The sequence below is a fragment of the Kineosporia babensis genome, from assembly GCF_021129305.1.
Taxonomy (GTDB): Bacteria; Actinomycetota; Actinomycetes; order Actinomycetales; family Kineosporiaceae; genus Kineosporia; species Kineosporia babensis.
The window spans coordinates 262,310-275,100 of the sequence record NZ_JAJOMB010000010.1; the positions used below are offsets into that span (position 1 = coordinate 262,310).

The window sequence follows — 12,791 nt, forward strand, 5'->3', positions numbered from 1 at the left end:
ACGCTCTCAGCTGCGGCTTTTGCGGATTTCAGACCCGCCCGGCGTAGGGCATGGCCCCGGAGCTGCGCAGCGGGACGATCCGGATCTGGGCGCCGGTGTAGGGCGCCTCGATCATCTGGCCATTACCGACGTACATGGCCACGTGGTGGATGCTCTCCGGGTTGCTCACGCTGGTGCCGAAGAACAGCAGGTCCCCGGGGCGCAGGTTGCCGTACGAGACGTGCTCGACCGACTGGTACTGCAGCCGGGACGAATGCGGCAGGGCGACGCCTGCCTGAGCCCACGCCTTCATGGTCAGGCCGGAGCAGTCGTAGCTGCCCGGCCCCTCGCCGCCCCACTGGTAGGGCAGACCCAGACGGCCTTTGGCCCAGGCCACCGCCGAGGCGCCGGCCGAACTGCTCCCGCTGGACGAACCCGAGCTGTTCGAACTGCCCGAACTGCCTGAACTGCTCGAACCAGAGGACGCTTCGGCGCCACTTCCGCTTCCGGTCCCGCTGCCGTTGTGGCCGGCCGGTCGGTCGTTGTCGACGGCTTCTCGGGCCGTGGCCTCCCGCTGCTGCTCGGCCTGCCGGCGCAGCCCTTCCTCGCGCTGCCGCTCGACCTCGATCGAGGTGCGCCGGGTCTGCGCCAGCTCGGCCAGCAACTGGTTCTTCTGAGCGGTGTCGGCGGCCAAGGCATCGCGCGCCACCCGGGAGCGCTGCGCGGCCTCCTGCTTGGCCTCCGCCAGCTCGTCGGCGGCCGCCTGCCTGCGCTTCAGGGCCTCTTCGGCCTGCGCCGTGAGGCTGTTGGCGACCACCCGGGCCGAGTCGGCCTTACGTACCGTGCGCTGCTGCTGCCCGGCCACGATCTGCATCATCGAGGCCCGGGCCAGCACGCTCTGCGGCCCCTTGGGCGAGAGCAGCACCTCCAGGTCAGCCAGATTCCCGCCGTTGCGGTAGGCCTGCGCCGCCAGCTTCCCGACCTGCTCCTGGGCCCCGTCCAGGCGCTCGCCGGCCTGCTTCGCCACGACCTGGGCAGCGTCGGCCGTCTTCTGCGCCTCGGCCAGCTTCACCTGAGCCTGGTTGAACCGCTCGGCCGCCTGGCTGAGGGCAAGCTCGGCCGCCTCCACCCGTTGCTGCGACTTACGCAGCTGAGCCTGGATCACCGCCACCCGCGAGGCCACCGCGTCGGCCTGCTGCTGCGCCCGCCGCACCTCGCCCGGACCCGGAATCGGTTCGTCCGCCGCCGCACTCAGCGCCGGACCGGTCACCAGTGCCGCCGCCAGGACGAGCACCCCCGCCACGTCCCGTACCCGTCGAGTTCGCACCTTGCCGCCTCTCTCCGCCTGGCATCTCACAGCGAAGTTCGACGGCCTCCCCCACCACCTTTAGCCCGCCCGGGTGACGCCCGAACGGGTCCCAGCTCACCGTCCCCCACCCAGCCCCACCTCGGCCAGTCCCATCAGCGCCACCCCCAACCAGCTCCACCAACGCAAGAGCCCTGGTCCCGCCGAACCCTCCAACCGCAATCCCGGGTGCAGTCCCACACAACCCACACCGCCCCGCACCGCCCCCAGCCCCACCAGCACCCCGCCCGTCCCCGCCAAAACGCCTCGTGGGCGTCACCTTCGGAAGGTGACGCCCACGATGTCGGCCGTTGGTCGGACGGCTCTCACAGCACTAGATCCTGGTTCCGCCACGGCGGCCCACCAGAGCCAGAACAGCGGCGATCACGACCAGCGCGACACCCAGCCAGATCAGGATCTGACCGACGCCACCGAAACCGATGACCGCGAGAACAACACCGACGATGATGAGAATGAGCCACAGAGGCATGAACAGCTCCCAGTTACGCTAAGCGGCGTCTAAGCGCCATCCCGTTCTTTCCGACACCAAGATCGAATCACGGGGCGCGTGGGGCGGCATGTCGAGATGTCCCTCCCTGCACCGAATCACCTGCTGTGGCGGATTCGGGAAAGCTACGTCATCATTCGCCGCAAAGGTCGACCAGCAGCCCGAGCATGGTGACCACTTCCTCGGGTGAGCCGACCCGGTACTGGGCCTGGGTCTCCCCCGGCCCGACCCGCACCGAAACGTCGCCCTCCTGAGCCCGCAGCACCGCGAAACCCCGCTCGTCGGTGACATCGTCGCCCACGAAGAGCACGGCGTCGGCCCCGGTGATCGAGCGCAGCCGCCGCAGCGCAGTGCCCTTGTTGATCGAGACCACCGACAGCTCAACCACTTCCTTGCCATGGGTGAGATGCACCCCGGGCAGCGCGGCCGGACCGTCCAGCGCTTCCTGGGTGGCCGCTGCGGCCGCCGGGCGCTCGGCGCGACGGGTGTGCAGCACCACGCCGGTGGGCTTGACCTCCACGTGCGTGCCCGGGTGCCGGGCGCTGATCGCCTCGAGCTCGGCGGTGGCCTTGGCCAGCAGCGCGGCCTGGGCCTCGTCGGGCGCGGAGTTCACCACGGCATCGCCCAGCGGGTCACGGAACTCGGCGCCGTGGCTGCCCACCAGCAGCGCGCGGGCCGGCGGGTTGGCCACCCGGACCAGATCGTCCAGCCGACGGCCGGAGACCAGCGCCACCCGTACCCCGGGCAGGGTGGACAGCTCGTTCAGGTGCCGCAGGGCGCGCGGCAACGGCCTTGCGGCGTCCGGGTTCTCGACGATCGGCGCGAGCACCCCGTCGAAGTCGAAGGCCAGCAGCAGCGATGGGTGCATGGCGAAACCCTCGAGCGCGGTGACCAGTCCGAGCGAGAGTGGCAGACGCCGGTCGGGCTGGTCGATCAGCACCAGCGGGTCGTCCAGCACGTGGCCCGGCTCCTCCAGGTCCTCCGCGTCGTCGAGATCCGGCTCGGCGATCACGGTTCCACCCTCGGGCACGAAATCGCCCTGGTGCGCCACGTTCTCCACCGGAGTAGCCTCGGTGGCCTCGTTCTCCGAGCGCGCCTCGGCCAGGATCGCCGACAGCTCGATCGACTCGGTGGGCGGGGTGGTGGCCCGGCGCGGGACGGCCGGCTCGGCCGCGGCGGAGGCGGCGACCTTGAGGAAGGTGGAGGCCCAGCGGGCCACGTCGAACTCGAACACCCGCCGGCGCATCGCCCGCATCCGCCGGGTGGCCTCGCGCTCGGAGATCTGGGCGGCCCGCACGATGGCGGCCTTGACCCCGTCGATGTCGTGCGGGTTGACCAGGAAGGCCTGCGGCAGCTCGATCGCGGCCCCGGCGAACTCGCTGAGCACCAGGGCGCCCTGCTCGTCGTGCCGGGTGGCCACGTACTCCTTGGCCACCAGGTTCATCCCGTCGCGCAGGGCGGTGACCAGCATGACGTCGGAGGCGAGGTAGAGCGCGGCCAGCTCCTCGCGGTCCTGGGACTGGTGCAGGTAGTGCACGGCGGGGTGGCCGAGCTGGCCGTAGTCGCCGTTGATCCGCCCGACCGTGACCTCCACGTCGCGGCGCAGCTTCTCGTACTCCTCCACCCGGTCCCGGCTGGGCGTGGCCACCTGCACGAATACCGCGTCCGGAGGGCTGAGCACCTCCTCCGCGAACAGCTCCTCGACCGCCTTGAGCCGGTGCAGGATGCCCTTGGTGTAGTCCAGCCGGTCAACCCCCAGCAGCACCACCTTGGGATCGCCCAGCTCGCGCCGGATCTCGCGGGCCCGCTCCTGGATGTCCTCGCGGCGCCCCAGCGAGTCGATCAGCTCGGCGTCGATCGAGATCGGGAACGCGGCCGCGCGCACCTCCCGCGGCGGGTGGTGGTCGGCGCTGCCGAAGCGCGGCTCGGCCGGCAGGTGGACCATGCCCCGGCGGGTGGACAGGCCGTTGCGCCGGCAGGCCCGCAGGAAGTTGTTGGCGTCGGCCGGGCGCTGGAAACCGAGCTGGTCGGCGCCCAGCAGGCCGTCCAGAACCTGCCGCCGCCAGGGCAACTGGGCGAAGATCTCGTAGGGCGGGAACGGGATGTGGTTGAAGAAGCCGATCCGCAGGTCGGGCCGCAGGGCCCGGAGCATCTGCGGCACCAGCTGCAGCTGGTAGTCCTGCACCCAGACCAGCGCGTTCTCGGCCGAGAACTGCGCCGCCTTCTCGGCGAAGCGGCGGTTGACCCGGACGTAGGACTCCCACCAGTGCCGGTGGAACTGAGGCTGGGCGATCACGTCGTGGTACAGCGGCCAGAGCGTGCCGTTGGACATGCCCTCGTAGTAGTCCTCGACCTCTTTCTTGCTCAACTCCACCGGGATCAGCTGGATGCCGCGGGCCTCGAACGGCTCCGGCGCGTCCCCGGCGGCCCCGGTCCAGCCCACCCAGGCGCCGGAGTTGGACTGCATCACCGGCTCCAGGGCCGAGACCAGACCGCCCGGGCTGGGCTTCCAGGTGGTGCTGCCGTCGGGGTTGCTCTGGCGGTCCACCGGCAGCCGGTTCGCGACCACGACGAGATCACTGAGATGGCTGGGCTCTGGCTGCTCCTGCGACACGGGGTCGGCCTTCCTGGTCAAGGTCCTCGGTCCGCGTGCCGGACGCACACCGGGTGACGATGAGGAAGCTCACCCGGCGTGATCTCATTCACGCCTTGTAACCCTAGGCACGTTGGGCACCGCACGCCTCCTGGAGGCGCGTGGCACTGGTCTCGCCCTTAAGTGAGTTTAGTCCGATTTTGACCGTATTGCGTGGTTAAAATCCCCCGCGCTCAGGAAAGAGCTCTACCGACCCATCATCCTCGATCACCCAGAGCAACCAGCCGAAGGGCCCGCCCCTACTCCACCGTGACGGTCTGCCCCAGATCGTTCAGCCCGGTCTGCGCGTCCCAGGTGCCCTCGTTCGCCAGCTGGATCGCGAACCGCGGATCGTCGGCCACCGCCTCCTGAGCCGCCGGGATCGCCAGGTGCACCTGGTACTCACCGGCGGGCAACCCGTCCACCGTGGCCGTGAGCTCGACGCTCTCGCCGGCCGCCCACGTCCGTACGTCCGCATCGCTCTCGAACTCCACGGTGTGGCTCGTGGAGCCGTTGGTCAGCACCAGCCGGGCCTGACGTTCCGCATAGGGAGCGGCCCAGCCGTCGTTGCGCACGCCCACCCAGATCTGCGTGCTGCCGTCGTCCTTGGCGGTCACCGTGCTCTCGGTCGCCACGAACCGGTAGCCCAGGCGCCGCTGCGTCTCGGCCAGGCCGTCGGCGCCCCAGGAGTCCAGCACGTCGGTGTTGTAGTCACGGTTGAGGTAGCTGTAGTGATACCGGGCCATCTCGGCCGAGGCACTCGCCCACTCCGAGCGCGGCGCGTTCACCGCACAGGTCTCGCCGCCCATCGGCAGGTACCGGGTCTCGGCCTCCAGGTACTCCTGGTCCAGCGACAGCGGGTTGGACAGGAACGTGCCGAAGTCGTCCGGGGAGGCCAGGAAGCAGTCGTTGTGATGGCCGATCCGGGCCGCGTCCGAGCCGTCGAAGGGCTCCTCGAGCGGCTGCGACGTCCCGGTGAACTGCTGCTTGGAGAACATCGTGCGAGCGGCCACCATCCGCTCGTCCGGCACCGCTGCCAGCAGCGCCGCCACCACGGCGTTGCGCTTGCGCCAGTCGGCCTCGGTGACCACACCCGGGTTCGCCGGGTCGGCCGCGAAGTGATCGGTGTAGTAGCCCTCGCCCCACAGCCCGATGAAGCCCTGCTGCACGAGGGGAATCACGTCGGCGTACTCGTGGAACACCGGCTCGAGCTGCTCGATGTGGGCCAGGACGGTCTCCAGCGGGGCGTCGCCGTAGGGCGGGCTGTACGGGAAGTCGCCGCCCTGGGCGTAGGCGAACCGGGTGATCACCGAGACGCCGGCCTCGCGGGCCGTGTCCAGGTCGGCCTTCACCAGGTCCAGGTACTCCTGGTCCAAGGTCGGCTCGGATGCGAACTTCTCCAGGTAGAACACCCGCAGGACCTGCGTGACACCCTGCTCGCGATACCCGGCCAGGGTCTGCGCACTCAGCGGTGTGTAGCCGGAACCGTCAGCCCGGTAATGGGTTTCGGTGTGCTTGTAGAAACCCCGCTCCGGATTGGCGATGTTCTGGGTGCTGGCCGGGTAGGTGACGGTGGCCGGCTCACCGGCCCGCGCCGAGACCGCCGCCCCGGCGCAGAGAATCAGGCCGGCCGTGGCCCCGGCGATGATCCGCCTGGTGTTTCGCATCGTTTCTCGCCCTCTGATCCGCTCGACAGGTCTCGACGCTAGGCCGCCGCGAATCAGGCGGAGGTTAAGGGGATGATGAGGGGCACCGATCGATCACCGAGCGACAAGGAACGGCATGCCAACCATCGCCACCGCCCGGCGCGTGGAGCTCGAGGAGCTGCTCGAGTTCATCCGCCCCCGGCACCGGGCCACCCTGGTCACCACCCGCTCCGACGGCAGCCCGCAGCTGTCGCTGGTCACCTGCGGGGTGGACACCGAGGGCCGGATCGTGATCTCGACCTACCCCGAGCGGGCCAAGGCGATCAATCTGCGCCGCCGCCCGAACGCCTCGGTCTGCATCCAGTCCGACGAGTTCAACGGCGCCTACGTCCAGGTCGACGGCCCGGCCGAGGTGATCGACCTGCCGGACTCGGTGGAGCCGCTGGTGGAGTACTTCCGCTGCATCTCCGGCGAGCACCCGAACTGGGACGAGTACCGGGAGGCGATGCTCAAGCAGGGCAAGTCGCTGATCCGGATCACCCCGCAGCGCTGGGGCCCGATCGCGACCGGTGGGTTCCCGCCGGACCGGGTTCCCCAGAGCTAAGGCGACTTTGGGACGTTCGGGGCCCCCGACGTCCGTAAGCGGGCTTTGAAGGCGACCTACGGACGCTGGTGGCACCGACGTCCTTAAGTTGCCCTAGTGACAACCACCCGCCCTCCCCCACCCACCCGGGAAGACGTTCGTCGACCAGGCAAACGTGAGGTGTGTTGCGGCACCCCGGCAGTTACGCCTCGGTCACCACTTCGAAGGCCCAGATGCTCGACCCGGTCGCGGCCGGCCCGTCCCCGGTCGGCCGCGAGGCCCCCTTGTGACCGCTCTGGAAGGCCTGGGAGGACTGCCAGGCGTCGAAGTCCTCCTTGGTCTTCCACCGGGTGTAGACCAGGTACTGGTCGGTGCCCTCGACCGGGCGCAGCAGCTCGAAGTGCTCGAATCCCGAGGAGTTCTCCACCATCCCGGCGCGGTTGGTGAACCGCTGCTCCAGAACGTCCCCGCGCCCACCGGGCACGGTCAGCACATTGATGACCACATAAGACATGCACCCAGTCTCTTACACAGCGCAATCTCCCCGGTAGGCACCCGCCATGAGACGGCGGTGAGATCCGCGCAGGTCGTCCCATTAGAGTGCGTAGCCGTGAGCAGCATCCTGTCCGGCGCGGTGATCGCCGTGGGCCTGGTCTCCTCGATCTGGAGCGTCGTCCTCTTCGCCCGCGCCCGCCGGGCCAGCAACGTCATGCTGCTGGTCCTGCTCGGCCTCGAGCTGCTGCTGCTGATCCAGCTGGTGATCGGCATCGTGCGGGTCGCCGGGGGCGAGCGGCCGGAGGAGACCGCCACCTTCCTGTCCTACGCCGCCAGCCTGCTGCTGCTCCTGCCCGCCGGGGTGTTCTGGTCGGCCGCGGACAAGTCCCGCACCAGCGTCCTGGTGATTTTCATAGCCTGCTTTGCCGTGGTCGTGATGACGGCCCGGATGTTTCAGATCTGGAGCACCGTCGGTGGATGAGACAAGCCGTACCTCCGGACCGGGACGGCTGCTGGTTGCCGTCTACGCGGTCTTCGCCCTGGCCGCCTGCTCGCGGGCGATCGTCCAGCTGATCACCAGGTTCGACGAGGCCCCGGTGGCCTACCTGCTCTCGCTGCTGTCCGGCGTGGTCTACGTGATCGCCACCCTGGCGCTGGCCCGGCCGGGTCCGCTCTGGCGCCGGGTCGCGCTGATCACCTGCACCTTCGAGCTGGTCGGGGTGCTCGCGATCGGGGTGCTGACCCTGATCGACGACGGCGACTTCCCGGACGAGACGGTGTGGTCCAACTTCGGCCAGGGCTACCTCTTCATCCCGCTGATCCTGCCGGTGATCGGGCTGTACTGGCTGCGCCGCACCGCCCCGGCGGACCGTCTGACGCAGGGGTAGCGGCCTGAGGTAACGGTGTCGCATTCTCCCTGGCGATTCCGGATATACCCGGCATAAGTTGCGAGGCGCACCATCCGTGTCAGGCCCTCCCGCAGGGCCTGCTTCAGCTCCGGCGCCGAAGCCGGGCAGAGGGAGGACCGGATCCATGCGCAGACAGCTTCTCGCCGCACTGGCCATCGGCTCGGCGGTTGTTCTTTCACTCAGCGCCTGTGGCGAGGACAGCTCCTCGAACGACGACGGCGGCACCGATCCGGCGGCCGAGGGCAAGGTCGGGGTCATCCTGCCCGACGCCGCCTCCTCGCCCCGCTGGGAGAACGCCGACCGCCCGGCCCTGGCCGAGGCTTTCGAGAAGGCCGGGGTGGAGGCCGACATCCAGAACGCCGGCGGCGACAAGACCAAGTTCCAGACCATCGCCGACGGGATGATCAGCTCCGGCGTGACGGTACTGCTGATCACCAACCTGGACAGCGACTCCGGGGCCGCGGTGATCAAGAAGGCCACCGACGCGGGCATCCCGGTGATCGACTACGACCGGCTCACCCTGGGCGGCGGGGCGCAGTACTACGTCTCGCTGGACAACGTGCGAGTCGGCCAGACGATCGGCGAGGGCCTGGTGAAGTGCCTGCAGGACGCGGGCACCACCAGCGGGGACGTGGTCGAGCTGAACGGCTCGCCCACCGACAACAACGCCACCCTGTTCAAGGAGGGCTACGACAAGGTGATCCGCGACGCCGGCTACAACGTGGTCGCCGACCAGGACGTGCCGGACTGGGACGCGCAGCGCGCGGGCGTGCTCTTCGAGCAGATCGACACCGAGCTCAAGGGCAAGTTCGTCGGGGTGGCGGCAGCCAACGACACGCTGGGCGGCGCGGTGATCGCTCGGCTGGAGTCCAGCGGGCGGGCCGGTTCGGTCGCGGTCACCGGGCAGGACGCCAGCGACGCCGGACTGCAGCAGTTGCTGCTGGGCAACCAGTGCGTCACGGTCTACAAGTCGATCAAGCTGGAGGCCGGGGCGGCCGCCGACCTGGCGGTGAAGCTGATCAAGGGTGACACCGCCGGGGCGGATGCCTCGGCCAGCGGCTCGGTCACCGACACCAAGACCAACGCGGCGGTGAAGTCGGTCCTGCTGGAGCCGCAGGCGATCTATGCGGACAACGTGCAGGACGTGATCGACGACGGCGCCACCACGGCGGAAAAGATCTGCACCACAGCGGAACTGAAGAAGGCCTGCGAGAAGTACGGGGTGCAGTAACTGGAGACGAGGCACTCACCCACCGCTGACGTCTCCAGTTGGGTTCGTTCGGGCCAGAACCGAACTGGAGACGTCGGCGCTCGCCTGACCGGCTCGGATCGACAGAGCAGCTGTCTTGTAAACAGCAGGTCGCCGGTTCGACCGGGGTTGCGCCACCGCGGCAACCGCAACCCGGTAGAGTCGTCCGTGCAACACCTCGCCTCCTTAGCTCAGTTGGCCAGAGCAGCTGTCTTGTAAACAGCAGGTCATCGGTTCGAATCCGATAGGGGGCTCCGCTGCCCGGATCCACCTCAGCCACTGACGAAGGGCTGCAGGTGGCGGGTGATCAGGGTTTCCACGTCGCCGGGCGGGCCGGTCAGGTATTCGCGCACGCGCTCGCGGAAGGTACTGCTCCAGTTGCCGTAGCGCCGGATGTAGGGGCGTTGCACGGCTGAGCTGAGCACCGCCGGCAGTTCGGCGAGCTGGGTCTGCACGGTGGCCTCGAAGAAGTTCGGCCGGAGCGTGGGCACGTAGCCGCCGACGTGGAACAACTGGGACTGGCTCTGCCCGCCGGCCAGGAAGATTGCCAGGTCGACGGCGGCGTCGCGGGCGGTGGACTCCTGGGCCACCGCAGCTACCTGCCCGCCGAGCACTCCGCCGGGGATCGGCACCGAGGTGTACACCTCGCTGCCGCGCTCTGCCTTGGCCGAGTCCAGGAGCAGCTGGCGCACCTGGGAGGGCCAGAGCCGGGCGAAGGCGGCGCCGTGCTCGCGCATGGTCCCCAGCGTGTCGGTCTCGTCGCCGTCGCCGGTGGGCACGCGGAACATGTCGGGCGGGAAGGTGCCCTTGAGCCGCTCCAGGGCGTCACGTCCGGCCTGGGTGCGCAGCGTGGGGTCGTTCTTCACGTCACCGCCGAAGGCATGAATCAACTCGACCAGGCTCACCGTCATCCCCTCGTAGAGCCCGGCCTGGATCAGGATGCGGCGGCCGGAGCGAGCCAGGCCGGTCAGTTCCTGGGCCCGCGACCAGAACTCGGCCGGCTGCCCGGCCTTCCGGAGGTTCCACAGCTGGCTGTGGACCTGCTCGCGATCGGCCACCGGGAACAGCGACAGGTCGATCACCAGCAGCGGCGCGTCGGCGTTCACCGGCAGGGCGTACAGCGGGGCGTCGGCGCTGTTCTGGGCGCGGCAGCGGGCGATCAGCGGGGCGAAGCAGCCCTGGTCCTCGAGCCGGCGGGTCAGGGCGGCGCTGTCCGGCAGGATCGAGACCAGGTGGTCCTCGACCAGGCCGGGCAGGAACTCGGGGTCGAGGACCACGAGGTCGGACTCGGGCGTGGCCGCGGAGAGCTTGTTGCGGATGATCCCCACCTGGTCGTCGCTGTTCGGGCCGACCGAGTTGTAGCTGGCGGCCCGCCGGGCCCGGATCGTGGTCGGGGTGTTCTCCCACACCTGCAGGGCGTTCGCCCGGGCGGTGCTGCTGTCGTCCCCGCCGTGAACCCGGACGTTGACCTCCTTGGTGCCGAACTGATCGGCCACCCAGCGGGCCGGTTCCAGGTCGTGCAGGGCCCACTGGCCGATGCTGCCGCCGATCGCTCCGGCCGCGATCCCGAGCAGCATCGCGCGACGGCCGGGCCCTTCGTCCGGGTCCTGCCCCGCCGATGGGCCGGGTGTCTCGGTCTTACCTGGTCCCGGCGGTTCCCCCTCCGACTGCTGCCCGTTGGGCGAGGCGGCTGTCTCGGCCTCGGGTGCGTGCTGCGACATGGTCACGGGACTACTTCTCCTCGGCGAGAAGGGTCAGCTGGTCGGCGACGTGCTGGGAGTTGATGTCGATGCTCCGGCAGCGCGCCTGCGCCCAGGTCGGCTGCCGGGCGCAGCCCGAGCCGATCACCACGACGTTCAGCCCTCGGCGGCTGCCGGGCGAGATCGGCTGCTCGGTAAGCACATTCATCCCGTCCGTCAGAAGCACGGTCACCGACCGGAACGGCGGGCCGGACTGAACCGGCAGCAGCTCGGCCAGGCCGGTCTTCCCGCCCGGGCCCTCCGGGAAGAGCAGCTCCCGCCCCGGAGCGACGTCTCCGGGCATGCTGAGCGAACGATCGGCCGGTGGACCGGCTCCGGTGCGGGCCTGCACGACGGTGAGCTGGTCCTGCGGGTCGAGCGGCTTGGTCGAGGCCCAGGCCCGGACCCCTTGCCGGGCCGCGGCGTACGGCGTGGTGTCTCCCTCCTTGACGGTACCCATGCTCTGCGAGGCATCGATCAGCACGGTCAGGTGGAGCGGACGCTCGATCGTGGCCAGGGCAGGCGGCCGGTCGGCAACCTCCTGCGGTGGGGTGCTGGCGGCGACCAGGCCCAGATCGTCGCGGGCCTCCGAGCGTTTCAGCCAGGACAGGAAGGAGCGCACCGCCTGCGCGCTGGTGCGCTGGCTTTCCGGGATCAGCGGAATGGCCAGCACTTCGGCACCGATGGTGTTGCCGTCCGAATCCTCCAGCTTCAGCTCGCGCAAACCGTTGTCCCGGCAGGCGGATTGCGTCCCGGCCGGAAGCACGACGCCAAGGCAGGCCCGCTCGTCGTCGAGATCCACCGTCCGCCGCTCGATCCCGAGCTCCGGGGCGGCGTACTCCACCGCGGCGGCCACCGGATCGCGCGGGACGACGTCGCGGAAGCCCAGTTCTATTCCCTGCCGGACCAATTCGGCAGCGGGCACGGCAGCGCGGGAACGGAAGGCTTCTTCCTCGAGGAGAACCACCGCCGGGACCATCCCCAGCAGTTCCCAGTTCGGCAGGGGCGCCACCCCGACGGTCAGGTCGGCCCACTCGCCGCCGAGCCCTCGGATCGTGGCCGGGTCGGAAGTGATCACCCCCGCGACCGGGGTCTGCGCGATCCGGAGGTCATGGTGCGGATCAGTGCCCAGCGCAGCAAATTCCACCGTCTGAGCGCATTCTCGGCCGTTCTCCAGCCGGGAACTGTTGGCCGCGAACAGCGACTGCACGGTGGACAGCAGAGCCTGGTCCACCTCGATCCGCGCCGCCCCGCACCGATCCCGCTGCTCGTCCGGCAGCGGCAGCACGTCCCAGGTGGCCGCGGTGAGCGAGAGCACCAGCATCGGCAGGGCGATCGAGCGGAACAGGTACTCGGCTCCCCGCCGCGGCCGGCGCAGACCGGGCCAGAACACCACCACCGGCAGCGCGATCGCGAGAACCCCGAACACGTCGTAGAGATCGACCCCGGGCCGGCGCAGCACCCAGACGCCGAGCACCGGCAGCAGCACTACTTCCACCCGGGTCAGCCAGCGCCAGACCGATTCCGGGAAGAGCTGCACGTGCTCTTTCGGGTCACCCTGGGGCAGGGGCAGGGTGCGGCGCAGATCCCCGAACAGGACGATCAGCGCGATGATCAGACTCATGACGTTGACCACGGACTCGATCCCGTCCAGGGTCTCGGTGCCGGACGCCACCCAATAGACCATCAGGCCGACCAGGCAGATCA

At 69.7% G+C, this 12,791-nt stretch carries 11 protein-coding genes and 1 tRNA gene; 5 read left to right on the forward strand and 7 right to left on the reverse strand.

Annotation, left to right across the window (positions count from 1 at the left end):
• Positions 1–28: 28 nt before the first annotated feature.
• From LR394_RS43065 to LR394_RS20120, 4 genes are all read right to left on the reverse strand, one after another.
• Positions 29–1,306, reverse strand: coding sequence for a C40 family peptidase (locus LR394_RS43065; protein ID WP_231444186.1), 1,278 nt, complete (start codon positions 1,304–1,306; stop codon positions 29–31).
• A 352-nt stretch (positions 1,307–1,658) separates the two neighbouring features.
• On the reverse strand, positions 1,659–1,814 hold the full coding sequence (locus tag LR394_RS20105) for a hypothetical protein (RefSeq protein ID WP_231444188.1): 156 nt from the start codon (positions 1,812–1,814) through the stop codon (positions 1,659–1,661).
• Between the two features lie 151 nt (positions 1,815–1,965).
• Positions 1,966–4,446: a trehalose-phosphatase gene (gene otsB / locus LR394_RS41825; RefSeq protein WP_331283087.1), complete on the reverse strand. Its 2,481-nt coding sequence runs from the start codon at positions 4,444–4,446 to the stop codon at positions 1,966–1,968.
• A gap of 278 nt (positions 4,447–4,724) precedes the next feature.
• Positions 4,725–6,131: a DUF4832 domain-containing protein gene (locus tag LR394_RS20120; RefSeq protein WP_231444190.1), complete on the reverse strand. Its 1,407-nt coding sequence runs from the start codon at positions 6,129–6,131 to the stop codon at positions 4,725–4,727.
• Between the two features lie 115 nt (positions 6,132–6,246).
• Here LR394_RS20120 and LR394_RS20125 point away from each other — a divergent pair, with 115 nt between their 5' ends.
• On the forward strand, positions 6,247–6,714 hold the full coding sequence (locus tag LR394_RS20125; RefSeq protein WP_231444192.1) for a PPOX class F420-dependent oxidoreductase: 468 nt from the start codon (positions 6,247–6,249) through the stop codon (positions 6,712–6,714).
• Between the two features lie 181 nt (positions 6,715–6,895).
• On the opposite strand, the gene LR394_RS20130 is transcribed toward LR394_RS20125, so the two are convergent.
• On the reverse strand, positions 6,896–7,207 hold the full coding sequence (locus LR394_RS20130; protein WP_231444194.1) for an antibiotic biosynthesis monooxygenase family protein: 312 nt from the start codon (positions 7,205–7,207) through the stop codon (positions 6,896–6,898).
• A 96-nt stretch (positions 7,208–7,303) separates the two neighbouring features.
• Between LR394_RS20130 and LR394_RS20135 the strand changes: the two genes are divergently transcribed.
• The 4 genes from LR394_RS20135 (at position 7,304) to LR394_RS20150 (ending at position 9,599) form a co-directional block, all read left to right on the forward strand.
• The gene (locus LR394_RS20135; protein ID WP_231444196.1) at positions 7,304–7,669 is read left to right on the forward strand and encodes a hypothetical protein; all 366 of its coding nucleotides are present in this window, start codon (positions 7,304–7,306) and stop codon (positions 7,667–7,669) included.
• Complete coding sequence (locus tag LR394_RS20140; protein ID WP_231444197.1) at positions 7,662–8,075, forward strand: hypothetical protein; 414 nt, start codon at positions 7,662–7,664, stop codon at positions 8,073–8,075. The genes LR394_RS20135 and LR394_RS20140 overlap by 8 nt, the downstream gene beginning before the upstream one ends.
• Before the next feature lie 145 nt (positions 8,076–8,220).
• The gene (locus LR394_RS20145; RefSeq protein WP_231444199.1) at positions 8,221–9,327 is read left to right on the forward strand and encodes a sugar ABC transporter substrate-binding protein; all 1,107 of its coding nucleotides are present in this window, start codon (positions 8,221–8,223) and stop codon (positions 9,325–9,327) included.
• A gap of 198 nt (positions 9,328–9,525) precedes the next feature.
• Positions 9,526–9,599 (forward strand) — tRNA-Thr (locus LR394_RS20150).
• An 18-nt stretch (positions 9,600–9,617) separates the two neighbouring features.
• Here LR394_RS20150 and LR394_RS20155 read toward each other — a convergent pair.
• Together LR394_RS20155 and LR394_RS20160 are read right to left on the reverse strand one after the other, a co-directional pair.
• Positions 9,618–11,066 carry an extracellular solute-binding protein gene (locus LR394_RS20155; RefSeq protein ID WP_231444216.1) on the reverse strand — a complete coding sequence of 483 codons (1,449 nt, stop codon included), beginning with the start codon at positions 11,064–11,066 and terminating at the stop codon, positions 9,618–9,620.
• Positions 11,067–11,076: 10 nt separating this feature from the next.
• Positions 11,077–12,791, reverse strand: a 1,715-nt coding sequence (locus LR394_RS20160) for a vWA domain-containing protein (protein ID WP_231444200.1), incomplete at its 5' end; no start/stop codon positions are given.

What these genes read in the sequence shown, in the direction of transcription:
- LR394_RS20105 (WP_231444188.1), bottom strand. Translation starts at nt 1,814, where the DNA reads ATGCCTCTGTGGCTCATTCTCATCATCGTCGGTGTTGTTCTCGCGGTC.
- LR394_RS20120 (WP_231444190.1), bottom strand. Translation starts at nt 6,131, where the DNA reads ATGCGAAACACCAGGCGGATCATCGCCGGGGCCACGGCCGGCCTGATT.
- LR394_RS20125 (WP_231444192.1), top strand. Translation starts at nt 6,247, where the DNA reads ATGCCAACCATCGCCACCGCCCGGCGCGTGGAGCTCGAGGAGCTGCTC.
- LR394_RS20130 (WP_231444194.1), bottom strand. Translation starts at nt 7,207, where the DNA reads ATGTCTTATGTGGTCATCAATGTGCTGACCGTGCCCGGTGGGCGCGGG.
- LR394_RS20145 (WP_231444199.1), top strand. Translation starts at nt 8,221, where the DNA reads ATGCGCAGACAGCTTCTCGCCGCACTGGCCATCGGCTCGGCGGTTGTT.
- LR394_RS20155 (WP_231444216.1), bottom strand. Translation starts at nt 11,066, where the DNA reads ATGTCGCAGCACGCACCCGAGGCCGAGACAGCCGCCTCGCCCAACGGG.